The following is a 24661-nucleotide window of genomic DNA, read 5'->3' as shown; positions in this document are numbered from 1 at the left end:
GGACCGGCCAGCGGAAATCTGTGGACAAACCAGTGTGAGCCGCCACCTGTGAAGGAAGCCTTCAGCCCCGCGATCTTCCGTCCCCGCCCCGGCGGGCAAACTGGAAGCAGGCTCCATAGAATGGTCGGGTGATCCGCCCCAGCCGCACTGCTGTCGCCCTCCTCCTCGCCGTCAGCGGGGCAGCGCTGCTCGCGGGATGCTCCACGGACAGCTCGAAGCCGGTCACCGACTATGCCGGCGAGCCCAAGGGCGTCGACGCTCCGGCGAGCAGCGCGGGGGGCGCGTCCTGGGCCGCCTGGCTCGAACAGGGCCGACAGCTCGGGATCGTGCTCTACGGCAGTTCGACCTGCCCGCCGACGGTGCAGTCGATCCAGGTCACCGCCGACAACCAGCTCCAAGCGACGCTCGCGCCGGTCTCCGGCGGTGTCTGCGCGCAGGACTACGTGCCGCACACGACCGTCTTCGCCACACCCGCCCGGGTGTCGAGCGCCTCCGATGTGACGATCAGACTGCCCGACGTGGCAGTCGCCCTCGCCGGCCTGCGCGGCTGAGCCGGTCCACGACCCCTGCCACGGCCGTCACGCCCGAAGCGAACAGAGCACGTCCGACCGGGATACGGTGGTTACTCTCTTTGTATCGATGCCGACCTGCAAAAGGCATCGCCAAGGAGTAGACATGTTCGAGAGATTCACCGACCGCGCCCGCCGTGTCGTCGTCTTGGCCCAAGAAGAGGCCAAGATGCTCAACCACAACTACATCGGGACAGAGCACATCCTGCTCGGCCTGATCCACGAGGGCGAGGGCGTCGCGGCGAAGGCGCTTGAGTCGCTGGGGATCTCGCTGGATGCCGTGCGTGAGCAGGTCCAGGACATCATCGGCCAGGGCCAGCAGCAGCCGACCGGGCACATCCCGTTCACTCCGCGCGCCAAGAAGGTGCTGGAGCTGAGTCTGCGCGAGGCGCTCCAGCTCGGCCACAACTACATCGGGACAGAGCACATCCTGCTCGGCCTCATCCGCGAGGGCGAGGGCGTCGCCGCCCAGGTGCTCGTGAAGCTGGGCGCCGACCTCAACCGGGTCCGCCAGCAGGTCATCCAGCTGCTCTCGGGATACCAGGGCAAGGAGCAGGTCCAGGTCGGCGGCAACGATCAGACCACCGCGCAGGCCGGCAGCCAGATCCTCGACCAGTTCGGCCGCAACCTCACGCAGGCCGCTCGCGACAACAAACTCGATCCGGTGATCGGGCGCGAGAAGGAGATCGAGCGCGTCATGCAGATCCTGTCGCGCCGCTCCAAGAACAACCCGGTGCTGATCGGTGAGCCCGGCGTCGGCAAGACCGCCGTCGTCGAGGGCCTCGCCCAGGCGATCGTGCGCGGGGATGTGCCGGAGACGCTCAAGGACAAGCAGCTCTACACGCTCGACCTCGGCTCGCTCATCGCGGGCTCCCGCTACCGCGGCGACTTCGAGGAGCGCCTGAAGAAAGTCACCAAGGAGATCCGCACGCGCGGCGACATCATCACCTTCATCGACGAGATCCACACCCTCGTCGGTGCGGGCGCCGCCGAGGGCGCGATCGACGCGGCCAGCATCCTGAAGCCGCTGCTCGCCCGCGGGGAGTTGCAGACCATCGGTGCGACCACGCTCGACGAGTACCGCAAGCACTTCGAGAAGGATGCCGCGCTGGAGCGCCGCTTCCAGCCCATCCAGGTGGCGGAGCCGTCGCTGCCGCACGCGATCAACATCCTGAAGGGGCTGCGCGACCGCTACGAGGCGCACCACAAGGTCTCGATCACGGACGGCGCGATCGTGGCGGCGGCGGACCTGGCCGACCGCTACATCCAGGACCGCTTCCTGCCGGACAAGGCCATCGACCTGATCGACGAAGCGGGAGCGCGCCTGCGCCTGTCGATCCTCTCGGCGCCGCCGGAGCTGCGCGAGTTCGACGACAAGATCGCCGCGGTGCGCTCCCAGAAGGAGGCCGCGATCGAGGATCAGGACTTCGAGAAGGCCGCCAGCCTGCGCGACGAGGAGAAGAACATCCTCGGCGAGCGGCTGCGCCTCGAGAAGCAGTGGCGCTCGGGCGACGTGAAGACCACGGCCGAAGTGGATGAGGGGCTCATCGCCGAAGTGCTGGCCCAGGCCACCGGCATCCCGGTGTTCAAGCTCACCGAAGAGGAGTCGGCCCGCCTGGTCTACATGGAGAAGGCGCTGCACCAGCGTGTTATCGGACAGGAGGAGGCCATCGCGGCCCTCTCGCGGACGATCCGCCGCACCCGTGCCGGCCTCAAGGACCCGAAGCGTCCGTCCGGCTCTTTCATCTTCGCCGGGCCCACCGGTGTGGGCAAGACGGAGCTGGCCAAGGCGCTCGCGGAGTTCCTGTTCGACGACGAGTCGGCCATGATCTCCCTCGACATGTCGGAGTACGGAGAGAAGCACACCGTCTCACGCCTCTTCGGCGCCCCTCCCGGCTTCGTCGGATTCGAGGAGGGCGGCCAGCTCACCGAGAAGGTGCGCCGCAAGCCGTTCAGTGTCGTGCTGTTCGACGAGATCGAGAAGGCGCACCCGGACATCTTCAACTCGCTGCTCCAGATTCTGGAGGAGGGTCGTCTGACGGACGGTCAGGGCCGCGTGGTCGATTTCAAGAACACGGTGATCATCATGACCACCAACCTCGGCACGAAGGACATCTCCGGCAGCCCCGTCGGCTTCCAGATCGAGGGCGACCCGAGCACCGGCTACGACCGGATGCGCGGCAAGGTGTACGAGGAGCTGAAGAAGAACTTCAAGCCCGAGTTCCTGAACCGCGTGGACGAGATCATCGTCTTCCCGCAGCTGAGCAAGCCAGAGCTGTTGCAGATCGTGGATCTGTTCGTCAAACGGCTGTCCGACCGCCTGCTCGACCGCGACATGACGATCGAGCTCGAGGTCGCGGCGAAGGAGCGGCTGATCGAGGTCGGGTTCGATCCGACGCTCGGCGCCCGCCCGCTGCGCCGCGCGGTCCAGCACGAGATCGAGGACCGGCTGAGCGAGAAGATCCTGCACGGCGAGCTGAACGCGGGCGACCACGTCCACGTCGACTTCGCGGACGGGGAGTTCGTCTTCACGACGACCGCCCGCAAGGAGCCGATCGGCGCTGGGATCAATGCCGCCGCCGCCATCGGCACCGGCCCCGCCACCCCCGATATCGCCGCCAGTCACTGACCCTTCCCGAAACGGGCCGGACTCCACGGAGTCCGGCCCGTTTCGCGTGTCCGCGCTGGGCCGGCGCGAGTCGATAGGGTTGTGGGGTGTTTACAGTCAGGCATGCGCGGACAGGCGATGTCCCGGGCATCCAGGAGCTCGTGGAACCGCTCGTGCAGCGACGCATCCTGCTCGGCAAAGAGACCGTGACATTCTACGAGTCGGTGCAGGAGTTCCGGGTCGCGGAGGACGAGGACGGCGCCCTGATCGGCTGTGGCGCGCTTCATGTGATGTGGAGCGATCTCGCCGAGGTGCGCACGCTCGCGGTCGCGGACTCGTGGCTCGGGAGGGGAGTCGGACGGGCCCTGCTCGGACGGCTGGAGGACGATGCGCGCGAGCTCGGGCTCTCCCGGCTGTTCTGCCTGACTTTCGAGGTGCCGTTCTTCGAGCGCAATGGCTTCGTGGACATGGGCTCGGAGACCGTGGCCCCGGCGCTCTACGCCGAACTGGTCCGCTCCCGGGACGAAGGCGTCGCCGAGTTCCTGGACCTGGCGCGCGTCAAGCCGAACACGCTGGGCAACACCCGGATGTTGAAGTCTCTCTGAGCGCGCCTGACCGCGAGCATCATACGCCACGGCTATGCTTCGGCCATGTCGACGTTCAAGAATCCTGTCGGCCCGAAGCCTCCGGCAGTCTACTGGCGTCGGCGGCTCGTTCTCTTCCTGGCGCTGGTCGCGGTGGTGGTCGCCATCGTCCTGATCGTCGTGCGGCTCGGCTCGGCGGGCGGTGAGCCGGCGGCCCCGAAGGCGAAGACGGTGCCCGCTGCGACGCCGACCGCCGGTGCGACCAGCATCCCGACGTCGAGCGCCAGCGGCCGGGCGTGCAATCCGGCCGAGGTGAAAGTGGACGCCGTCACCGACCAGTCGAGCTACGCTGCCGGTCAGCTGCCGCAGCTCTCGATCGCGATCGCCAACACCGGCGGTTCTCCCTGCACGATCGATGCCGGTACCGCGCAGCAGGTGTTCACGATCACGAGCGGGTCCGAGGTCTACTGGAAGTCGACCGATTGCCAGACCGAGAAAGTGAATGCCGACGTGCTGCTGCAACCGGGCAAGACGATCTCCTCGCAGGCCCCGATCACCTGGGACCGCACCCGCAGCGACCCGGCGACCTGCCAGGCGCAGCGCGCTCAGGTTCCGGCAGGTGGGGCGTCGTACCACCTGGAGACGTCGGTCGCGGGCATCGTCTCGCAGACGAGCAAGCAGTTCGTCCTCCAGTAGTCTCCTCCACATCGTTCCCACTCAGACGGCTTCTCCACAGATCCCAGCGATCCTCCCGGCGATGACGGTGGTTCCCCTTAGTGTGAGACCGGATCGAGGAGGTGTCGTGGCGAAAGCGAGCGTCAACTACCGCTGCGTCGAATGCGGCTGGACGACCGCCAAGTGGGCGGGGCGGTGTGGCGAGTGCCAGGAGTGGGGCACGGTGGCCGAGGCGGCGGCGCCGGCCGGGGTCTTGCGAGCGCTCAAGCCCGTGGTGGTGGGCTCGGAGCGGCTGGCGCGGGCGATCACCGAGATCGGGGCGGAGTCCGTGCGGCGGCGGCCGAGCGGCATCGGTGAGTTCGACCGGGTGCTGGGCGGTGGGATCGTGCCGGGGGCCGCGATCCTGTTGAGCGGCGAGCCGGGGGTCGGCAAATCGACACTGCTGCTCGAAGTGGCTTCCCGGGCCGCCCGCGAGCAGGCGCGCGTGCTGTACGTGAGCGCGGAGGAGTCAGTGAGCCAGGTGCGCATGCGCGCCGAGCGCACAGGCGCGATGCACGATCGGCTCTTCCTCGCCTCCGAGACTGATCTCGCCACTATCGTGGGCCAGATCGATGCGGTGCGTCCCTCGCTCGCGATCGTGGACTCGGTGCAGACGGTGTCCAGCGGTGCGGCCGAGGGGGTCGCGGGCGGACCCTCGCAGGTCCGCGAGGTGGCGAGCACGCTCATCCGGGTGGCGAAGGACAGGGAGCTGCCCATCCTCATCGTCGGGCATGTCACGAAGGACGGCTCGATCGCGGGTCCGCGATTGCTCGAGCACCTGGTGGATGTCGTGTGCCAGTTCGAGGGGGACAGGCAGACCGCGCTGCGCTTCGTCCGGGCGCTGAAGAACCGATTCGGACCGACGGATGAGGTGGGCTGTTTCGAGATGACGGGTGACGGCATCCGCGAGGTCGCCGACCCGAGCGGTCTCTTCCTCAGCCGCACCGCCGCACCGGTCTCCGGAACGTGCGTCACCGTCGCGATGGAGGGGCGGCGGCCGTTGCCGGTCGAGGTGCAGGCGCTGGTCGTCGGCACCGCCGCGCCGAATCCGCGCCGGGTGACGAACGGGGTGGACTCCTCGCGGGTGGCGATGCTCCTGGCGGTGCTCGAACGGCGGGCCGGGATCAGGCTCGGCGACAAAGACGTGTACGTCTCCACGCTCGGCGGGGTGCGGCTGACCGAGCCGGGAGCCGATCTGGCGATTGCGCTGGCGATTGCGTCCGCGGCGACGGACCGGGCCATCCCCCACACGCTCGCGGCCTTCGGGGAGATCAGCCTCGCCGGGGAGATCCGCCCCGTGAGCAGCGGCAAGCAGCGCGCGGCGGAGGCCGCGCGGCTCGGCTTCGCGACCCGAGTGGACGAGCGGAGCGAGGCGGTGCGGGAAGCGCTGCGGGTGGCCTTCACGGCGGCGAGCCCGGCACGGGAGAAGGAGGTCGACGCGGCGTTCTGAGCGCGGAACTCAGCTCCGCCGTTGACAGCTCAGCTGCCCACCGCGTCCCGCGCGAGTTCGATCGGCGAGGACACCCCGGCGAGCACGGTGCGGATCGCATCATCATCGGGGTGAATTGACGTCTTCGTGAACAAACGAAGGGAAGATCGGTGTCGGCCGGAGGGCTAGCGTCGCTCTGTGTCGGACGGCTCGGTCACGCTCTACCTCCACACAGTGCGGCGAACGGCGTGACGCCCACGACGGGCCCCGACAGAGCCAGCCGACTGAGCCGCCTGCGCCTGTCTGTGGGGAGGGCGCTGGAGTGGAGGCCGTCGTCCCTGGCGTGTCCTCTGAGGGTGTGAACGCGGGGTTGCGGGGTGTGGCCGCTGAGACGGGGAAGGGATGAGAGGGGTGGGACCCCCCCGTTGTGCGCGAGCGGCTCGCACGGACGCTGCGCGATGCCTTTCGCCAGGGCGCCGGGGCGGGCGACATCCTGAGCTACACCACGCAGCCGTGGGGTTTCGAGCCGGGCGATGTGCGCGAAGCCGCTCCTCGGCGGTCAGGCCGACCCGCTCGCCGGGAACGCCCACGCGACCTGGTACAGGAGAGCGGTCCCCGGCTCCCGGATGGAGAGGTTTCCCGTGCGGGACACCTTGTGATCGTGCCATCGGGGGGCGGGTGCTGTCGCACCTCGCACCGGGGACGGTGAGACGCTGAGCGGTGCGGTCACGCGTTCAGCTTCGCCGACCCTCCGCTGGCTGCCCGCTGTCCTCCTTTTCCGTTTGCTCTTCCGGCGTCGATCCCGTTTCGACCGGTCGTCGCCGTGGGAACTTCCTCGCCGCCAGTGCCGTGACCGCCGGGAGGAACGCCGACGCCCACACGCGGTAGCCATGGTCGTTCGGGTGGAAGAGGTCTTCGGCGAACTGGGTGAGGATGCCGCGCAGCCCCTGGCGGCGCATCGTCTCGTGGAGGGGGACGACCGTCAGTCCGCGTGTCGCTGCCTCCTTGCGCAGAACGGCGTTCGCGACAGCGACCTTCCGTTCGTTCTTCGGCAAGAAGAAGTACGGAAGGTCGGCGATGAGCGCGTCGCCGGGAAGAGCCTCGAGCACCCGCTGGATGCCGGTGCGGAACACGTCCGGGTCGAAGTCGGCGATGTCGTTGGCCCCGATGGAGACGGTGACGACGCCGGGCTCGTAGCCGGTGAAGCGAGGCAACTGATCCGCGACGGCGAGCGCTACGGTCGCCCCGGAGACGGAGAGGTTGACGACCCGGACGCTCCGGCCGGTGACGGAGCGGAGGTGACCGGCGATGATGCCGACGTAACTGTTCTCCGGGGTGGACGCTCCGATGCCCTGGGCTGCGCTGTCCCCGATCGCGACATAGAGGATGTCGCCCTCGTGCTTCGCGGTGTCCCGCCACCACGCGGAGTGGACCGGCAGCGTCTCGGTGAGCCGCATGCGCCCTGCCTCGACAGCGGCGCGCTTCCGAACGGCGAATGACCAGACGGCAGCGGCGCAGCCAGCGGCCGACACGACCGCGCCGGCCGTGACCAGCGGCCTCCGATACCCCATTCCGGCAGCGTACCCCGCTTCTCGTTTATCGGCTGTCCATTCGATTGGCGGCCTTCGCGGGCATCCAGTAAACTTGTCCGCGGTACCGTGTCCGAGCGGCCGAAGGTGCAACTCTCGAAAAGTTGTGTGGGTGAGAGCCCACCGTGGGTTCAAATCCCACCGGTACCGCCAGCGCGAAGCCCCCGAATTCTCGGTGAACACGAAGGATGCGGGGGCTTTTGCCATGCCTGGACGGCCCCTTTGCCCGCTTGCGCCCACAACTGACGTTGTTCACGCTGGGCCGCAGACCCCGGTTCGCCCGGTAGGTGGAGCGTCCGCGCCGCGAGTCTCCGCTGAGGTGAAGTCTCGTCGTCAGGACTCGGGCGTGTGCCGGCGACGTCCGGGCACAACCCGGCGGGAGGCGATGATGTGGGCGCTCGCCTCGACGGCGGCGCCCACATCACCGGGCGACCGAACCATCGCCCCCTGCGGTGTCGCCGGTGTCAGCGTTCCACACCCCCGGCGGCGCGTTGGCCTGAGGGGAGGGGATCGAGGGAGGTTTCACCCGTGAGATGATAGACCCGGCCGGTCCGGAATCGCCGGACGGAGTACTGAGGCAGCACTGAGTTGTCTGCCCACAGCGCTTATCCACTGCGTTCCGGCGCTCGGGGACATCACTGAACGGCCGTGGGGCGTTCCTACGCTGGCGGAGCACCCACCTCTGGGTGGCAGCTAGATCAGACAAGAAGGAAACGAAACGACATGAAGAAAACAGGTCCGACAGACCCGACCTCGAACGGCAAACGCAGCTTGAAGTCGCTGTTCGAGGGGCGCAAGCGGGTGGTCGCACTCACCACCGCCGCCGTCGCCGCCGTCGCGCTCACCGGCGTGGGGGCCATCGCCACGTCCCAGACCGCTATCACGAACAACCAGTTCATCAAGGATGCCGCGACAGCGGGCTTCACCTTCACCGGTACGGCCTTCGACGCCCACTTCAACACCACCACGAACACGGCGAGGGAGACGTGGACCGCGGCCAACGCCTCCACGACGGAGTCGGCCACCTTCGACGGTATCTTCGCGATGACGAACGCGGATAAACCGCTTCCGAAGGAAGTGGGTGAGCACCTGAAGATCGCCTATGCGCTCTCCACGGGCGTGCTTCCCCCGATCACCGGCGACGGCGGCACGATCGCCAACCCGATCGCTCTGGCCAAGGCGCTGAAGAAAGAGGCGGGCATCACACTCGGTTCGGGCAAATCCGACACCGTCACGGTGACGGTCACCTGGGATGGCACCGACCCGGCGCCCGCTCAGGCGATCGATGCGATCGCTGACTTCAACGTCACCTACTCGATGAACCCCAACAAGTAAGGTCCGGTTTGTGGCGTGGCGTCGTCTCCTCGGTGGTGGCGCCGCGTCATGGCCGTTCTCCGAACCCGTGTCCCTCTCCCTCAGGAAATCCGGCCTAAGGAAACCCGTGAGAATCGCCCTCAACATCGTCGGCGGTGCGATCATCGCACTGCTCGCCCTGCCCTTCCTCGCCACTGTCAGCACCAACGGGTACTACGTGACGGTCAACGGGACCTCCATGGTCCCCACCTACCAGCGCGGAGACATCCTGCTGGTCAGCCACACCATCGACGCCTCCGCTCTGCACGCGGGGAACATCGTCGTGGTCGACCCGGCACGCGCCGTGGCGCACTACAGCGGCTCGTCGCTGCGACTGGGCCCCTACGTCCACCGCATCCTCCAGGTGAAGCCGGGGGAACGGTTCGTCACCAAGGGCGATGGCAATGCCCTGCCCGACCCGGGCACGGTGACGCCCTCGCTCCTCAGCGGACGTCCGACCGGAATCCGGTTGACGGGGACCGCGGCGTATCTGTTCTCCGTGAGCCAGAACATGTTCGTGCGTGGCGGCATGCTCTTCGCTGGGCTCGCCGCTTTCGTGCTGGCCTCCAGCGCCCGCCGCAAACACCGCGAACGGGTGCCCGCGGCAGCGGGCGAGCCAACGGCGGTGACGCACAGTGCTTAACCCGATACGCACCCTCACCGCTCTCACCCTCACCGCCGCGGCTCTCGCCGCCGCACCGCAGGCCGCGGCGGACCCGGTGGCGACCATCGTCTCCGGGGTTCACTGGAAGACCGCATCCCAACCATGGGCACAGGCCAGCGCTTCGGACGGCGTCATCGTCCAGGCGCACACGTCGAGCGTGCTCCACGCGAACGGCCGCTACTACCTCTTCGGCAACGACGAGCGCGGGAACGGCGGGTTCCGGGGCGTGCTCTGCTATTCGAGCACAACGCTCTCGAACTGGCGGGAGGAGGGGGTCGCGCTGGCGGCATCGCCGACGATTCCCGACCTGAAAGCCGGGGCGAAGGTCCAGCGCGCCCGTGTGCTCTACGACGCGCGCACTCACGAGTACGTGATGTGGATGCACATCGACGATGCGAACTACTCCGAGGCGCGTGCCGGCGTCGCCGTCAGTTCCACTCCCTGCGGTCCCTACCACTATCTCGGATCGAGCCGGCCGCTCGGGCATCCCTCGCGCGATATCGGCGTGTTCCAGGACGACGACGGCACGGCCTACCTGCTCAGCGAAGACCGCAGCGTCGTCCCCTCGTCGGGGCCTGGCGGGTCGGTGGCGGCGCTGCAGAACTCGGACCACCGTTCGATCGAGGCGCCGGCGATGGCCAAGGTCGACGGCCGCTACTACCTGTTCGGCTCCCGCCTCACCGGATACTGGATGAACGACAACATCGTGGAATCGGCTGCCGCCCTCGACGGCTTCTGGTCGGCGCCGTCGCTGTTCGCCCCTCTGGGGTCGAGGACCTACCGTTCGCAGACGGACGGCATCCTCACCGTGCAGGGGACCAAACAGACCACCTACGTGTACCTCGGCGATCGCTGGACGCGAGGCGATCTCAACGACTCGACGGAGGTCTGGTACCCGATGAGCTTCGACAACGGCCTCCCGAGGCTGCTCAAGCGGCACGTCTGGAGCATCGACACGCGAACCGGAGTGTGGCGGAATGGACGCTGAGCTCATGGCGCCCCGGCCCCTGCCCCGGCGTCCGGTACACTTCCTGCCGCGTCCCCGTCTGACGGAGCGGCTGGACGCCGCCGCTCCGCTGGTTGTCGTGCGGGCGCCGGCGGGCTCGGGTAAGACCGTGCTGCTCGCCGACTGGTGTGCCCGCCGTCGCAGCGCTGGCGACACGGTGCTGTGGGTGACGCTGACGGCGGGCTCCGCGCACGCGGACCGTGCCGCCGATCAGCTGTGGGCGGCGGTGGCAGCGCAGCTCGGCGCGCCCGCGATATCGCCCGCCGACGCGTTCGACGCGGTGCGGCTCGCCCTCGCCGGCACAGCGGGTCCGCCGGTGCGGCTGACGCTCGACGGGTACTGCCCGGCGCGCGCGCCGGCGGACCCGGACATCGCGCGACTGCTCGAGACCTGCCCGCGGGTGCAGGTCGCGATCGGGACGCGGGCGCTGACCTCGTTCGAGGATGTGGCGGCCGCGGCGTCTCTGGATGTCGAGTGTCTCGGTCCGGACGATCTGCTGTTCACCGCGGAGGAGTCCGCCCGGCTGGTGGACGCCATCGCGGGCGAGGACCGGCCGCCGCGCCCCTCCGTTCTGGCCTGGGAGGAGGGCGAGCGCGTCCTTCCGCTCACCGCCCGGCTGACCGGTGTCGGCATCCGGCGCGGATTCGACCCGTACGCGGTCGCGGAAGCGCTGTTGCGGCGCCAGCTCGGCGAGCAGCCCTGTCCCGAACTCACGCGCTTCCTGCGGGTGATCTCGTCGGTGTCTCCCTGCGATTCGGAGCTCGCGCGCCGGCTGACAGGGCTGGACTCGCCGGACCCGCTTTTCCGTGCCGCCGAGGAGCAGGGTCTCGGAACCTGGCGCGGAGACTGGCCGCGCCGCCAGTTCGTTCTGGACCCCGCGGCGGCGGTGGCGCTCGCACGCCAGCACACGGGCGCCGAGCCGCGAGAGGCGACGCGATCCCTTCGGGTGGTGTGCTCGTGGGCGCTGGAGACCGGGGACCACGTTCGCGCACTGCACGCGGCTGTGGCCGCTCGCGAGCCGCTCCTCGTCTCCCGTGTCGCGCGGGAGGCGTGGGAGCCGCTCTCCACGATCTCCGCCGCGGCGACGGTGGATCTTCTGGAGCGGCTGGGCGGCGAAGCGCTGGAACGCTTCCCTGTCGTCGCCGTCCTCTACGCCCTCGCTCTCAGCACCCGGGAGCAGCATGAGCGCGCCGTCCACTGGTTCGCCCTCGCCGCGCGCACGCTGAGCAGACGGGGACGCGACGACGATCCGGGGGAGCGGCTGCTCGTGCTGTGCGCCGAGAGCGCCTCGTTCCGGCTCGGGGGCGACACCGCGGCGAGCCTGCGCGTGGCGGAGGAGGGGATGCTGACGGTCGCCGGGCTCGCCCGCTCCCGCGACGCCGCGGTGCCCCGGATCGCCGAACTCTGCGCGCAACTGGCGATCACCTTCCACTGGGGATCGTGGAGCGAGCGTGCGCTCGAGGCCTGCGCTCTCGGTGTGGCCCTCGGCAGCACGGAGCATCCCCAGGATCGGCGGCACTGCGTCGCCGTTCGCGCCTTCGTTCTCGCGTTCCGGGGCGACATCGTGGCAGCGCGGTCCGCGCTCTCTGCCCTGGGACCGCGCACGGAGGACCCCACCTCGAGCGCATCGCTGTTCGACGCCCTCGCCCGTTCGCTGGTCCTGATCGAGGACGGCGAGCCGGAGGCCGCCGAGCGGATGGCGGTGCGCGCGGCGGCGATGCCTCGCGCACCCGAGCACTGGGCAGCGGTGCTGCACTGCCGGGCGACGGCGCTCCTGTTCGGGGGCCGGCCCGAGCGGTGCGCCGCCGCCATCGACGTCGCCCTCGCCGCGCGCGGTTCCCGTCCGGCCTCGCAGGAGGTTCTGGATCGGCTCGCGATCACTCGCGTGCTGGCTCTGCTGGCCGCGGGCGATCGCACGGCGGCGGACACGGCGTTGCGCGACCTGTTCCGGGCGGGCTGTGCGCCGATCGGGGTCCGTGCGCTGCACTCCCTGCTCGCCGGCAAAGGCGTCGCGGCGATCTCGGAGCCGGACGGCGCTGCGCGGACGGCCGGCGAGACATCGTCCCCCGACGATGTCCTGCACGCGCTCGTGGTCGCCGCGGCTCTGCTCGCGTGCGGCGAAAACGCGGACGCGGCCGGGGCTGCGCGACGGGCGGTGGCGGCCGCGACCGAGCGGGGCCTTCGCACTCCGCTCGCGCTGCTGCCGGCCGTCGCCCGTCTCGCCCTGCTGACGGCGGGAGGGGGCGATCCGGAGGCCGAGTGGCCGTTCGCGCTGCGCATGCCCGCTGTCGAACACCCGGCCGTCCGGCTCACGCAGAAGGAGGTCCTGGTGCTGCACCGCCTCGGGTCCGCGGCGACCCTCGCCGACATCGCGCAGGAGTTCTCGGTCTCCGTGAACACCGTCAAGACGCAGACCCGCTCCCTCTACCGCAAGCTTCGTGTCCGCTCGCGGGACGCAGCGCTGATCCGCGCCGCAGAACTCGGGCTGATGGAGCGCTTGACCGAATGATCACCATCGAAGAGAGGAAGAACCCATGCGAACAGTTCGATCGAGAAGGACAGGACGGCTCTGGGCCTTGGCAGGCCGCGGCGATCGCCGCGGTCGTCGTGGCGTGCGCTGTGGGCGGAACGGCGATGTATGTGAACGCCTCGTCGCCCGCTGCCGCGGCCGGTCCATCGGCGTTGACGGAGGGAGGCTTCCGGGTGCCGGTGGCAGGCACTCCGGCACCGCACACGACGAGCTCGGCGGCGCCGACCGTCACGGTGTACGCGGATTACCAGTGCCCGATCTGCCCTCAGTTCGAGGCGGCGGACGGGCCGCTGCTGCGGTCGCTGGCGGACACCGGCCGGGTGAATGTGGACATCCACCCGGTGGCGATCCTGGACTCGGCGGCGAACCACCGGTACGCCACGCGGGCGGCGGCTGCCGCCGTGTGCGTGGCCGAGCGCCAGCCGGCCATGTTCTTCGACGCGAACCGGGCCCTGTTCGCCCGTCAGCCCGATGAAGTCACGGGAGGCGGGCTCAGCGATCGGACGATCCTCGATGTGTTCGCGAGCGCGGGGGTGGATGTCTCTGCCGTGTCGCGCTGCGTGACAGACCAGAAGTGGGCCGGATTCGTCACCGCCCAGACGGCGCGCGATCTGAACGGCCCGCTGCCGCACTCGGATGTCGCGCGGCTCGAAGGGACGCCGACCATTCTGATCAACGGCCATCAGTACCGCGGCAGCATCCTCGACCCCGCCCAGCTCGCCGTCGCCATCGAGGCCGCGCGATGATCCGGCGCACGCGAACGCGGCTCATGCTCGCCGTCGGCCTGGTCGCGCTGCCGGCGACCACAGCGGACGCGCGCACGGCGTCTCCCGGGACGGTCAGCCGTGCCGTCCCGCTCGCGGCGGACGGACCGCGCCGGGCCGTGCGGGCCGAACAGGCCGCGAGCGCGCTGCGGGCCTGGTCCGCGCTCGTGACAGTGGGCGCCATCGTCCGCAGCGCCGGTGTGCTGACCCTGCGCGGCGATCGGGCGTCCGCAGCACACGTCGACCGGGCGACCCTGGAGCAGTTCGCCTCCGGCATCGCCGCGGGCGGCGGCGACGTCATCGGAGTCCCGGTCGCGGCTGTGCCCGGGCTCGGCCAGGGCCTGCGGGCCTGCACGGGCTCCGACGGCTTCACCTGGCACTGGTGGAAGGTCGACTACGACGCCGACTCCTGCGTCACGGCGGAGATCATCGGCGCGCTGGACGAGGGCGCTTCGGTCACGACCATCCTCGCGCTCATCACCGCCGCGACGGGAGGCGCTGCGGTCGCCGCTGCGCTCGCTGCCGCCATCGCTGCCACCTCGGCCAGTGCCATCGACATCTGCGCGGCGCAGGGCCGCGGCGTCGATCTGACCCTGGACTGGATGGACCAGCAGCTGTCCTGCTCGTCGCAGTAGGCGACGGACCTCAGCACAGGAGCTCGCCGACCAGCTCGGCGAGCTCCTGTCGCGAGGTCGCCCCTGTTTTCTTGAAGGCGTTGTGGATGTGGCTCTCCACGGTCCGCACGCTGAGGTCGAGGGCCGCGGCGATGGCCGCGTTCGAGTTGCTGCGCGCGAGCCGGGCGATCTCCTGCTCGCGCTTCGACAGCACATGCGGGTCGATGGCCGGACCCTGCTTCTTTCCGTTGTCGCGCTCGTCCGGGTAGTACACGCCGAGCCGCGCTCGCAGCGCATCGCTCGCCGCCGTGATGGCGTTCGTTCGCTCGCTCTGACCCTCCTGGCTCGCCCGGGTGTTCAGTACCAGCGCCACCAGCGCCGCGTCCTGGTGCTCGATGGGCAGCTCGTCCACGAGGGCGTGGAGCCTCTCGGGGCGGTCGAATGAGGCGGAGACGATGTCCAGGAAAGGGTGTGGCCGGCCTTCCCTCCGGGTGATGGAGGCGTAGAGCTCCAGGGTCGCCGGCTCCGGGTGCAGCACCAGCACGAGCAGCAGGGACAGGGAGGCGGCGAAGACGTCGTGGCGCGCGATCAGCCGGGAGGCGAGCGTCCGGACCTGCGCAGTGGCCCCTGCCGGATCGTCGTGCAATAAGCGTTCGATGACGTCTCCGAATCCTTCCTGCATCACCGGGAGCCGACGCTCGGGGCTGGGCACATCCGCGGCCTGCTCGGCGAAGAGCCGCGCCGTCTTCGCTCTCCCCAGCCAGAGCTGCACGAGCGCGGCGAGGTGGAGCAGCGCCCGGTAGTGGGGGCTGTTGATCGGACCGGAGGGCCCGAACGTCAGCCCCCGTTCGACGATCTCGAGGGCGGCCCGCCAGCGGCCCGCGCGGAGGAGGATGAGGGCGCCGGAGTAGGAGTGCCGAATCACCGATCCGATGTCGCCGGTCTCGACCGCGGTTCCGATCTCCTCTGCGGTCGTGGCGAGCGCCTGTTCCGTCTCTCCTGTCTCCGCGTCGCTGAGGGCGCTGGTGAACCCCCGGAAGTGGTTCACCGTCACCAGATCGGTGGCCGGGATGAGTTCGCTCCACTCGTGGGCCTCCTCGAACCGGCCGAGCGCCAGGCAATTGTAGGCGTGCGCGGCGGCGATCACCGGGCCGCTCGGGGCCGTCAGCACGTCCTGCTCGGGTGCGAGCGCAGGCGGGCGCTCCTCGCTGTCGTCGGCGGTGAGCGCCGCGGTCAGCGTCTCCAAGGCTTCGGCCCAGGCGGGATAGCGGTCGAGCATGGTGCCGAAGCGCCCCGGTGACGACAGGCTGTAGCTGTTCTGGCACGCCCGCCACTGCTCGCGGAGGAAGACGAGGTCGAACAGCTCCTCGGGCGAGGCTGCCGTTGCAGGGTCGACGCTTTCGAGAACCGATGCCACGGTGCGGTCCGTCCGGGGAGCCTGGAGGAGGCTGATCAGATAGGGGAGAGCGGAGCCCACGGTTCCCGACTGCTCCCACGCCGCTTTCTCGAGCAGCAGGCGTTCATCCAGCCGATCCCGCGCGTGGGTCACCGAGGCAGCGATGTCTGTGCAGTCGTCCGGGACATCGGCGCCGGAGGGCTCGGGGTTCTGAGTGAGGTCCAGCCGCCGGGCGCCGCCGGCCGTGCGTCGCAGATCGATGCCGAGCGCGGGCGGGAAGATCGAATAGCGCGCGCCCTGCCGGTGACGGGCGATCGTCAGCAACGCTCTGCTCTCGAGCGTGGTGAGCTGTGCCTCCTCGAGCCGCGAGCAGAGGCCCTGGTCGGGTGTCGCGTGCGCCAGCGCCAGGTGGCGGAGCGCCTCGCAGTCCTCGGGTCGCAGCGCCGAGAGCCTGGCGTCGAGCCACGCCCCCACGGTCGGCGTCCAGAGCGTCGACCCGCGCATCGACCATTTGGCCCTCTCCCGGTTCAGGATGCCGGCGTCGCGCGCGCCATCGACGATGGCGAGGGCAAGCCCGGTGACACCGCCGGAGCGGCCGTAGACCCGTGAGACGATCTCCACATCCGCGGGGGCGCCGAGCCGCGATTCCAGCAGGGTGCTCACGCTGACGAAGTCGAGCGGATTCAGCACGACCTGCACGGGGGAGTAGTGCGTCAGCCGGACACCGTCGTGGATGAGCACGTCGACGCCCGCGTGTCGTGCGTGTACGATCGGCGTGCCCGTGCGCGCGGCGGCGACCTGGATGACGCCGAGCGAGGTGGCGTCCATCGACTCCACATCGTCCAGCAGAATCGCCCGCAGGCTGCTCGACATCAGCTCCTGGGAGAGCCGGTCGATCAGTGCGGAGACGGAGCGGGAGTTGCCGTTCGGGAAGTCGATGCCCGCCTGCTGGAGGGTCAGCAGCTCCACCCGTGGCAGCATCGGTGTGCCGCGGAAGGCGATCACGAGGAAGCCCTCTTGCTCCAGCACGGTCGTGAGGCGATCGAGGAGAGCGCTCAGTCCGATGCCCGCCACTCCCGACACGCCGACCGATCGGCCGGCTCGGACGGCCTGTGCGACCGTGCTCACCTCGTGGGGGAAAAGGAAGATCATTCGTTCTCTCCAATCTCGCGACGACCTTGGGCTGTCGTAGCGTAGGCGGTATCGAATCGGACGGAAGGACGCCGTATGAGAGCCGTAAGAACGATGATCGCCGTGCTGACGGCCGGCGCGGCGGTCTCGGCGCTCGCCGGATGCGCCGGATCCCCGGAGTCTCCGGCGATGACCACCCCTGTCGCAGCGCCGGTGACCGTCGCCGTCGGCGAGCTCGAGGGCCGCGTCGTCGAGCTGCCGCGCTCGACCGCGCTGAACATCGCCACCGGCGACAGCGCGGTCACGGGGTGGTCGGCGACGCTCGCTCCGCCGGGGGTGGTGCGCTTCCAGGACGGTGCGGTCCACAGCACGTTCTCCACCAATCCCGGGATCGTCCCGCTGCGGCTCGGCACAGCGGAGGTCGTGCTGCGCCACGACGGAGACCAGCCCATCCGCTTCAGCGTGCGGGTGACCGCTCCGTGATCGGTGCGGAGAACAATCGAGTCCGCCGGCTTCACCGGCCGCGATGCCCGCGAGGGCTGAGCCGGTCCGGCGGTGGGATAGCGTGGCGACTCCTGGAGGGAACGGGTGTTTCGGGATCGGGCGTTCGGCGGAGATCGCCGGCATCTGTACCTCTCGAGCACCGGGCCATGCGCGAGAGTGGTTTTCCCGGTGCATTGAGTGGCGCAGAGGAGAGGGCTGGGCGGCGATTGAGCGGGAGCGTGGAGGGCGCGCAGGAGAGACATAACGATTGTTTGTTCGAAAACGCTCAGGATGTGGCTCTCCGCGGGGAAGGCGTGTTACCATGTTCGCAGCAGAGCACTTCGTTAGGTGAGGCTTCTGCGTGAACACAGGCCACTGATCTGACGACGTCGAGAGACGCCCAAGATCAGGACAGGTCTCCCCGGCCTAAGGGGTGACCCCAGGTGGCTTCCCGCCCGGCGGGACACGTCGCGCAGTGCCGAAACTCTTACGTGGAAGTACCGCTCGATGACGCACGTGATGTCAGGCTCCCACCTGCCTGATGCGTTCCGGCCGAAAAGGAGGTGACCCGATGAGCGACTACGACAGTCGATCTCCCCGCGCTCGCGGGGCCGCTCCGGCACGGTCTCCCCGACCTCCGTCCTGAGCGTCGTCTCCGCGGGCTCCCCCGCACCTATCCCACCCCCAGCGCTGATGCGCGAACCGGCCCGGCCGCTCCCCGGCGGCCGGTGCTTTGTCGCGTCCGAAATCCGAGGAGAGACCTCTCATGCGCCCCTTCTTCCGCACCGATCTCGACATCCTGAACCCCGCCGTGCCCGATGGCCGCGCCACCCCGCAAACCGTTCGCCAGGAGACCCGCCGCGGCTCGCTGCCCGCCGGGCAGCAGCGCGTTCTGGTGGAGTCCGCACGGCTCCCCGCAGAGGCCACAATCCGCTCGTTCGACACCGATCTGAACGGCCTCACCCCGGAGGCGGCGCGCAGCCGCCGCGCCCGGTTCGGCGACAAGGCCGTGGACCACGGCAAGCCCGCACCGGCGATCGTGCAGTTCCTCGCCACGTTCGCGAATCCGTTCATCCTCATCCTGCTGTTCCTGGTGGTCGTGATGGTGTTCACCGATGTGGTGCTCGCCGACCCCGCCGACGGGCCCGACTACACCGGCGTTGTCACGGTGAGCATCATGGTGCTCGTCAGCGCGACGCTGCGGTTCTGGCAGGAGTACCGCTCCACGCGCGCCGCGGAGCAACTGCGGGCGATGGTCCGCACGACCACCGCTGTCACCCGGACCTCCCACGGCACGCCGGTGACGGGCGAGATCCCGGTGGAGGATGTGGTGCGCGGCGACATCGTGCATCTGGCCGCCGGCGACATGGTCCCGGCCGACCTGCGCATCGTGCGGGCGAAGGACCTTCAGGTGAACCAGTCCATGCTCACCGGCGAGTCCCTGCCCGCGGAGAAGTCCGTGGACCCGGTGGACGGCGTCACCGAGGCGAATCTGCTGGACGCCCCGAACCTGGGGTTCATGGGAACCTCCGTGGTCTCCGGATCGGGGACGGGCGTCGTGATCGGCACGGGCCGCTCCACGTCGTTCGGCAGCCTCTCCTCTGCGGTCGTCGGCGCGCGCCCCGAGACAGCCTTCGACACCGGCATCCGCCGGGTCACGGTCACGCTCATCCGGTTCATGCTGGTCATGGTGCCGACGGTGTTCGTCATCAATGGGCTCACCAAGGACTGGACCAGCGCTTTCCTGTTCGGGGTGACCACGGCCGTCGGCCTCACGCCGGAGATGCTTCCCCTGATCGTCACGGCGAACCTGGCCAAGGGAGCGCAGTTCATGGCCAAGCGCAAGGTGATCGTGAAGCGGCTCAACTCCATCCAGAACCTCGGAGCCATCGACATCCTGGCGACGGACAAGACGGGCACGCTCACCGAGGACCGCATCGTGCTCGAACAGCACCTCAACACGGCGGGTCGCACCAGCGAGACGATGCTGGGCTATGCTGCCGCGAACTCTCTGTTCCAGACCGGTCTGCGCAACCTCCTGGACGAGGCGGTCGTGGCCGCCGCCGGTCCGGACGAGCTCGACCGCATCCGGCGCGAGTGGATCTTCGTCGACGAGCTGCCGTTCGACTTCGAGCGGCGGCGCATGTCGGTCGTGGTGGATCGCGGAGACGCGCACGTCCTCATCGCGAAGGGCGCCGCCGAGGAAATGCTGGCAGCATGCGTCTCCGAGCGGGTCGGCGGAGTGGATGTGGAGCTCTCCCCGGGCCGGCTGGCCGAGATCGACCAACTCATCGCCGAGCGCAACGAGCAGGGGCTGCGGGTGCTCGCGGTCGCCGTGCGCGAGTTCGACGGCGGCGAGCGCACCGAGTACTCCCGCGACGACGAGACGGAGCTGACCCTCCTCGGCTTCCTGGCTTTCCTCGACCCGCCGAAGGCCAGTGCGGGAGCCGCGATCGCCAGCCTGCGCAAGCACGGCACGGACGTGAAAGTGATCACCGGCGACAACGCGCTGGTCGCAGCCGCCGTCTGCGTCAAGGTCGGCATCGACCCCGGCACGATCGTGCTCGGCCCGGAGACGGACGAGCTGACGATCGAGGAGCTCGGCCAGCTGGCCGAGGAGACCAGTGTCTTCGCGAAGGTCGCACCCGCCCAGAAGGCCAGGATCGTGGAGGCGATGCGCGTACACGGCCACACTGTCGGTTACCTCGGCGACGGCATCAACGACACCGCCGCCATGCGCGCCGCGGATGTGGGGATCTCGGTCGACACGGCGGTGGACATCGCCAAGGAGTCGGCGGACATCATCCTGCTCGAGAAGGACCTCACGGTGCTCGAAGGCGGCGTGATCGAGGGCCGGCGCACCTTCGTGAACGCGATGAAGTACATCAAGATGACTGCGTCCTCGAACTTCGGCAATATGTTCTCGGTGCTCGTCGCGAGCGCGCTGCTCCCGTTCATCCCGATGATCCCCGTCGTCGTGCTCGTGCAGAACCTCACCTACGATCTCTCGATGCTCACCCTGCCGTGGGACAACGTCGACAAAGACGAGCTGAGGAAGCCGCGCGCGTGGGAGTCGAAGAGCCTGTCCGCCTTCATGATCCGCATCGGGCCGATCTCCTCGATCTTCGACATCACGACCTATGCGCTCATGTGGTTCGTCTTCCAGGCGAACAGCCCCGCGCACGCGGCCCTGTTCCAGTCGGGCTGGTTCATCGAGTCGATCATCTCGCAGACCCTCATCGTCCACATGCTGCGGACGAAGCACCTGCCCTTCGTCCGGTCCCGGGCGAGCCTGCCGGTGCTGCTGGCGACGGGAGCCGTGTGCGCTTTCGGCCTGGTGCTTCCCTTCATCGGCTGGGGTCACCAGCTGGGACTGGTATCGCTGCCGTGGACCTACTTCCCCTGGCTGATCGCGACGCTGGCCGCCTACTGTGCGCTCACAGAGGTGCTGAAGAAGGTCTTCATCCGCCGGTATGGCACCTTGATCTAGGAGAAGAGGATGTCATGACGCTCACCGTCGACATCGCCCTGAGAGTGCTTCTCGCGGTCGGTTGCGGCGCCCTCATCGGCCTGGAACGCCAGTGGCGGGCCCGCACAGCCGGTGTGCGCACCAACGCGCTCGTGAGTCTGGGCGCCGCCCTGTTCGTCGTGATGGGCGCCTACAGCTTCCACGGTCCGGACGCCGATCCGACCCGGGTGGCGGCCCAGATCGTCTCGGGCATCGGCTTCCTCGGCGCGGGCGTCATCATGAAGCAGGGCGCATCCGTCTCCGGCCTCAACACCGCGGCGACGCTGTGGGCGTCCGCCGCGGTCGGCGCTCTCGCCGGCGGCGGCCTCCTCGCGGTCGCCGCCGGCGGGACGCTGATCGTGATGCTCGCGAACACGCTGCTTCGCCCGCTCGGACGGCTCCTCGACCGGCGGGCGGGGAGCAGCGGCAAGGAGACCCTGGAGACGGACTATGTGTTCGAGGTCCGCTGTCGTGTGGAGGCGGAGGTGGAGGTGCGGGCGCTGGTCTTCGAGGCGGTGCATCGCCCGGGGTTCGTCGTGCGCTCGATCACGGCGGCGGACGAGCCCGATGGGGCGGTGCTGATCACGGCCGCGGTCCACAGCGACGAGCGCGACGATCACAAGATCGAGGAGGCGCTCGCCGCCGTGGTCGTCTCCGAGGCGGTCACCGCTGTGCGCTGGAGCGCCTCGGAGACGGCGATGGCCGACTAGTTAGGCGTTGCCGCCTTCGGTGTGGAGGAAGAATGTGACTTCTCCGTTCGGGCCGCTGTGGGGATACGTGTAATCGGCCGTTCCCCGTCCTGCGCTGGCGACGCCCTCCGGCAGGGACAGGATTGTGCCGTCCGGCCGCCAGAACCGCGAGTCGTAGAGATACCCGGTCGTCCGCATCGAACTCCGGCTCCCCTCGATCCACGCGTAGACATACACGGGGTCGGAGCTTTCGTAGATGTTCGAGCCTTTGTAAACCTCTTTGTAGTTGCCCCGGCTCCGGTCGAAGATCATGTGCGGTTCTCTTCTCACACAGTCCAGCTGGCCGGGCATATCGGTGCAGATGGCGAAGTGCCCGTAGATGTCGGCGGGGTCGCTGTAGTCGGTGCTGTCCAGTCTGATCTTGGTGACGGCCCATGCCGGCCACTCGTCCTGGGTGCTGTAGGTGACGATCACCCTGCGGTCCTGGTATTCGCCGCCGTAGATCGTCTTGGTGTGAATTCCGATCGGGTCGTTGGTCGTGTCGATGATGCCCTTCGCCTGCTGCACATCGGAGAGGAAGGTCCACTTGTCCCAGAGGTCAATCGAGATCTTCACGCGGCCGCCGGTCAGCGCGTTCGGTGCGAGGGCTGTGCGTGCCTGATCTTGGACGACGACGGAGTCCTCGCTGCTTCTGCTGAAAGCGGTGGAGGTCTGCCGTGGCCCGGTGCCGTTGCTGAGGGTGACGGTGCCGTAGAGGTCGGTTTTGGATTCGTGACCGCCGACCGGGACCCGGAGTTCGCGCACGACGACCAGCGGGCCGTTCCCCGAAGGCAGCGGGCCGGTTGACGTGGCCGACACGCCGGTGGGGGTGCGGCTGAGCGGGGCCGCCGGGGCGGTGGCCGATGTGCTGGCGACCAGCACCCCCGCCAGGAGGAGCGCTGTGAACGTGCTGAGGACTTTCATTGAGAGAAACCTTTCTGTGCGGGACTCAGTCGGCTGTTCCACCGCGGGTGGAGAAGGTGACTATCACCGTGCCGTTCCGGCCCACCACTCTCCGATCGACTGTCGCCGGAGTCGTGATGTAGCGGTAGGCGACCACCTGTTCGTTCGAGAGCCGGCCGTCCGCCTGCCAGAAGCGCGAGTCGAACAGCTGGGGCATGATCTTGAGCGTCCGGATGGTCGCGTGCCCGGGAGGGCCGAGGACTTTCGAGTACACGAACACCGGGTGGTCCGTGTCGAGGATGTTGGCTCCTTTCCACACTTCCTGGGAGGTGCTCCGTGCGCGGTCGAACAGGGTGTACGGGGCCTGGTCCTGGCAGTCCTCCTGGTCCGGCCCGTCGGCGCAGACATCGATGTAGCCGTAGACATCGGCGGGGTCGCTGTAGTCCGTGCTGGTGAGTTTGATCCGGGTGATCGCCCACTCCTGCCACTCGGTCTGCTTGCTGTAAGTGACGATCTCGGTGCGGCCGTCCTCGCCGTGGACGGTCACCGTGTGCTGGCCGGCCGAGTCGCCGCTGGTGTCGATGACGCCGGTGGCCTGGTGCATATCGGCGGTGACGATCCAGGCGTCCCAGAGGTCGACGGCGATCCTCACCCGGTTGCCGGTGAGCGCGTTCGGCGAGAGGAACACAGTGGCTTCGTCCGGCACGGCCACGGAGTCGCTGCGGCGGACAGCGAAGGCGTTCGAGGAGCCCCGCGGCCCGGTGCCGCCGATGAGGCGGACGCTGCCGTAGAGGTCTGTCTTCGATTCGTGCCCGCCGACGGGGGCCACGACCTTGCGCACGACGATCAGCGGTCCGTTGCCAGAGGGCAGACCGCCCTCGGGGGCCGCCGAGACGGCGTCGCCCGCGGATGGCGCAGCAGGCACCGGTGCCTGCGCCGGTGCAGCCAGGACGGCCAGCACGACGGCGGAGAGCGCGGCCAGTGTTTTGACAGCGATCACAGGAAGCCCCTTTCGTCGTCGAGCTGGTGCTTCCCGGTCCATCTTGCCGAGAGGTGAGGGGGGTTCCGGCTTCGCCGGGGCGTCTGTGTGCGCGGCTGAGTGGTGGGACTGCCGGATGGCGGCGATGACGAGTGGACGGCGGGTGCCGGACGCTCCGCCGCAGTCCCGACATCGGTTCCCGCCGGGGTGATGAGGGTCGCTTGATCGCGAATTCAGATCAGAGTTATTATATACCAGCTTTATTTCATTCAGAATGTTCGTGATGTTGAACGAGTCGGTTTCGCGATCCTTGGCGAGGGGCGCTGTGGTGAATGGGTTCTGTGGTTCCGCAGGGGAAGAGAGGGCGGTTCGCGGCGGAGCGGCGGCACGGCGAGGAGCAGCTGTCAGCGCCGCTGTTCTGCTGGTCGCGGCTCACATCGGTATCGCCGCGGAACCGGGTGAGGCCGTTTCGCGCCCGCCCGCTCCTCTCGCGGCTCGGGCGGTGACAGCAGGAGCGCAGGCGGGCGTCCGGCTCAGCGGCCTCCGGCCGTCCCTCCGGCTCGCCGGTGGCGGTGTGCGTTCGGTCGTGACCACACCGGTGTTCACCTCGGGCGCTCCGGTGGCCGGGACGGCCGGGGTGGAATACGCGTTCACGGTGACGGTGGAAGGGCTCGGATCGATCACCTTCGCGGTCACTTCCGGCTCTCTGCCTGCGGGGCTGTCGCTGGATGCCTCCAGCGGGAAGATCTCCGGTATCCCGACGACGCCGGGGACGGCGACGTTCGCGATCACCGCGTCGAACCCCTATGGAAGCGCAACCCAAAAAGACACGATCACGATCGCGAGCGCCGCACCGGCGCCTGCGGCAGCCGCACCGCCGGCCGTGGCGAAACGTTCGGGGGCGGTCCTCGCCGGCGATTTGGCTCGCACGGGCTCGGAGGCAGCGACCTCGCTGGCGCTGGGCGGCTGTGGCGCTCTCTCGCTGCTCGTCGTCGGAGCGATGATGATGATGATCACTCGACGTCAACCGCTCGGCGGGCGTTGACCGGCACACCCACCGAGCCGCAGGAGGCTGCCGAAACCGAGGCCCGGCGCGGCAGAGCGCTGGA

General features: G+C 69.1%; 19 protein-coding genes, 1 tRNA gene and 1 riboswitch. Of the genes, 16 read left to right on the top strand and 4 right to left on the bottom strand.

Translation table 11 applies throughout. The annotated features are described in order from the left end of the window. The first annotated feature begins 128 nt into the window (after window positions 1–128). The 5 genes from O159_RS01440 (at window position 129) to radA (ending at window position 5925) form a co-directional block, all read left to right on the top strand. Window positions 129–551, top strand: a complete 423-nt coding sequence (locus O159_RS01440; RefSeq protein ID WP_021753996.1) for a hypothetical protein — start codon at window positions 129–131, stop codon at window positions 549–551. 124 nt (window positions 552–675) lie between these two features. Next, window positions 676–3198, top strand: a complete 2523-nt coding sequence (locus O159_RS01435; protein WP_021753995.1) for an ATP-dependent Clp protease ATP-binding subunit — start codon at window positions 676–678, stop codon at window positions 3196–3198. 86 nt (window positions 3199–3284) lie between these two features. After that, window positions 3285–3782: an amino-acid N-acetyltransferase gene (locus O159_RS01430; protein WP_043993428.1), complete on the top strand. Its 498-nt coding sequence runs from the start codon at window positions 3285–3287 to the stop codon at window positions 3780–3782. A gap of 45 nt (window positions 3783–3827) precedes the next feature. Continuing rightward, entirely contained in the window at window positions 3828–4457 is a 630-nt protein-coding gene (locus tag O159_RS01425; RefSeq protein WP_021753993.1) for a hypothetical protein, read from the top strand. A gap of 106 nt (window positions 4458–4563) precedes the next feature. Beyond that, window positions 4564–5925, top strand: coding sequence for a DNA repair protein RadA (gene radA / locus O159_RS01420; protein WP_021753992.1), 1362 nt, complete (start codon window positions 4564–4566; stop codon window positions 5923–5925). A 713-nt stretch (window positions 5926–6638) separates the two neighbouring features. Here the strand turns inward: radA and O159_RS01415 are convergent. Then, a complete protein-coding gene (locus O159_RS01415; RefSeq protein WP_021753991.1) occupies window positions 6639–7475 on the bottom strand; it encodes an SGNH/GDSL hydrolase family protein in 837 nt (278 codons plus the stop codon). Window positions 7476–7556: 81 nt separating this feature from the next. On the opposite strand from O159_RS01415, the gene O159_RS01410 reads away from it, so the two are divergent. From O159_RS01410 to O159_RS13045, 7 genes are all read left to right on the top strand, one after another. Next, window positions 7557–7646 (top strand) — tRNA-Ser (locus O159_RS01410). 570 nt (window positions 7647–8216) lie between these two features. Further along, window positions 8217–8828: a hypothetical protein gene (locus O159_RS01405; RefSeq protein WP_021753990.1), complete on the top strand. Its 612-nt coding sequence runs from the start codon at window positions 8217–8219 to the stop codon at window positions 8826–8828. Between the two features lie 106 nt (window positions 8829–8934). Then, the gene (locus tag O159_RS01400) at window positions 8935–9489 is read left to right on the top strand and encodes a signal peptidase I (RefSeq protein WP_021753989.1); all 555 of its coding nucleotides are present in this window, start codon (window positions 8935–8937) and stop codon (window positions 9487–9489) included. After that, complete coding sequence (locus tag O159_RS01395) at window positions 9482–10498, top strand: family 43 glycosylhydrolase (protein ID WP_021753988.1); 1017 nt, start codon at window positions 9482–9484, stop codon at window positions 10496–10498. Before O159_RS01400 ends, O159_RS01395 begins: the two co-directional genes overlap by 8 nt. Next, the gene (locus tag O159_RS01390; protein ID WP_021753987.1) at window positions 10488–13025 is read left to right on the top strand and encodes a LuxR C-terminal-related transcriptional regulator; all 2538 of its coding nucleotides are present in this window, start codon (window positions 10488–10490) and stop codon (window positions 13023–13025) included. The genes O159_RS01395 and O159_RS01390 overlap by 11 nt, the downstream gene beginning before the upstream one ends. After that, window positions 13022–13792 carry a DsbA family protein gene (locus O159_RS01385; RefSeq protein WP_021753986.1) on the top strand — a complete coding sequence of 257 codons (771 nt, stop codon included), beginning with the start codon at window positions 13022–13024 and terminating at the stop codon, window positions 13790–13792. The genes O159_RS01390 and O159_RS01385 overlap by 4 nt, the downstream gene beginning before the upstream one ends. Then, window positions 13789–14445: a hypothetical protein gene (locus O159_RS13045; protein WP_021753985.1), complete on the top strand. Its 657-nt coding sequence runs from the start codon at window positions 13789–13791 to the stop codon at window positions 14443–14445. Before O159_RS01385 ends, O159_RS13045 begins: the two co-directional genes overlap by 4 nt. Before the next feature lie 10 nt (window positions 14446–14455). Here O159_RS13045 and O159_RS01370 read toward each other — a convergent pair whose 3' ends face one another. Beyond that, window positions 14456–16972: a helix-turn-helix transcriptional regulator gene (locus O159_RS01370; RefSeq protein WP_021753984.1), complete on the bottom strand. Its 2517-nt coding sequence runs from the start codon at window positions 16970–16972 to the stop codon at window positions 14456–14458. Window positions 16973–17047: 75 nt separating this feature from the next. Between O159_RS01370 and O159_RS14855 the strand changes: the two genes are divergently transcribed. The 3 genes from O159_RS14855 (at window position 17048) to O159_RS01355 (ending at window position 21652) form a co-directional block, all read left to right on the top strand. Further along, on the top strand, window positions 17048–17434 hold the full coding sequence (locus tag O159_RS14855; RefSeq protein WP_169725645.1) for a hypothetical protein: 387 nt from the start codon (window positions 17048–17050) through the stop codon (window positions 17432–17434). A 333-nt stretch (window positions 17435–17767) separates the two neighbouring features. Continuing rightward, window positions 17768–17938: riboswitch (M-box (ykoK) riboswitch) on the top strand. Window positions 17939–18200: 262 nt separating this feature from the next. Next, window positions 18201–20924, top strand: a complete 2724-nt coding sequence (gene mgtA / locus O159_RS01360; protein WP_021753982.1) for a magnesium-translocating P-type ATPase — start codon at window positions 18201–18203, stop codon at window positions 20922–20924. Between the two features lie 14 nt (window positions 20925–20938). Continuing rightward, window positions 20939–21652, top strand: coding sequence for an MgtC/SapB family protein (locus tag O159_RS01355; protein WP_021753981.1), 714 nt, complete (start codon window positions 20939–20941; stop codon window positions 21650–21652). Here O159_RS01355 and O159_RS01350 read toward each other — a convergent pair whose 3' ends face one another. Continuing rightward, a complete protein-coding gene (locus O159_RS01350) occupies window positions 21653–22594 on the bottom strand; it encodes a hypothetical protein (RefSeq protein ID WP_043993425.1) in 942 nt (313 codons plus the stop codon). It lies immediately after the preceding gene. Window positions 22595–22619: 25 nt separating this feature from the next. Then, window positions 22620–23573: a hypothetical protein gene (locus O159_RS01345; protein ID WP_043993424.1), complete on the bottom strand. Its 954-nt coding sequence runs from the start codon at window positions 23571–23573 to the stop codon at window positions 22620–22622. Between the two features lie 481 nt (window positions 23574–24054). Here O159_RS01345 and O159_RS01340 point away from each other — a divergent pair, with 481 nt between their 5' ends. Beyond that, complete coding sequence (locus O159_RS01340; protein ID WP_043993423.1) at window positions 24055–24597, top strand: Ig domain-containing protein; 543 nt, start codon at window positions 24055–24057, stop codon at window positions 24595–24597. Window positions 24598–24661: the final 64 nt, after the last annotated feature.

Origin of the sequence: Leifsonia xyli subsp. cynodontis DSM 46306, assembly GCF_000470775.1 — a bacterium.
GTDB classification, from domain to species: Bacteria; Actinomycetota; Actinomycetes; order Actinomycetales; family Microbacteriaceae; genus Leifsonia; species Leifsonia cynodontis.
The sequence above is the reverse complement of the archived record's forward strand: the minus strand, read 5'-3'. Positions and strand labels throughout refer to the sequence as shown.

Coding starts and splice junctions, on each gene's coding strand:
- O159_RS01355 (WP_021753981.1), top strand. CDS start 20,939: ATGACGCTCACCGTCGACATCGCCCTGAGAGTGCTTCTCGCGGTCGGT.
- O159_RS01435 (WP_021753995.1), top strand. CDS start 676: ATGTTCGAGAGATTCACCGACCGCGCCCGCCGTGTCGTCGTCTTGGCC.
- O159_RS01385 (WP_021753986.1), top strand. CDS start 13,022: ATGATCACCATCGAAGAGAGGAAGAACCCATGCGAACAGTTCGATCGA.
- O159_RS01415 (WP_021753991.1), bottom strand. CDS start 7,475: ATGGGGTATCGGAGGCCGCTGGTCACGGCCGGCGCGGTCGTGTCGGCC.
- O159_RS01370 (WP_021753984.1), bottom strand. CDS start 16,972: ATGATCTTCCTTTTCCCCCACGAGGTGAGCACGGTCGCACAGGCCGTC.
- O159_RS01425 (WP_021753993.1), top strand. CDS start 3,828: ATGTCGACGTTCAAGAATCCTGTCGGCCCGAAGCCTCCGGCAGTCTAC.
- O159_RS13045 (WP_021753985.1), top strand. CDS start 13,789: ATGATCCGGCGCACGCGAACGCGGCTCATGCTCGCCGTCGGCCTGGTC.
- mgtA (WP_021753982.1), top strand. CDS start 18,201: ATGCGCCCCTTCTTCCGCACCGATCTCGACATCCTGAACCCCGCCGTG.
- O159_RS01405 (WP_021753990.1), top strand. CDS start 8,217: ATGAAGAAAACAGGTCCGACAGACCCGACCTCGAACGGCAAACGCAGC.
- O159_RS01350 (WP_043993425.1), bottom strand. CDS start 22,594: ATGAAAGTCCTCAGCACGTTCACAGCGCTCCTCCTGGCGGGGGTGCTG.
- O159_RS14855 (WP_169725645.1), top strand. CDS start 17,048: ATGAGAGCCGTAAGAACGATGATCGCCGTGCTGACGGCCGGCGCGGCG.
- O159_RS01390 (WP_021753987.1), top strand. CDS start 10,488: ATGGACGCTGAGCTCATGGCGCCCCGGCCCCTGCCCCGGCGTCCGGTA.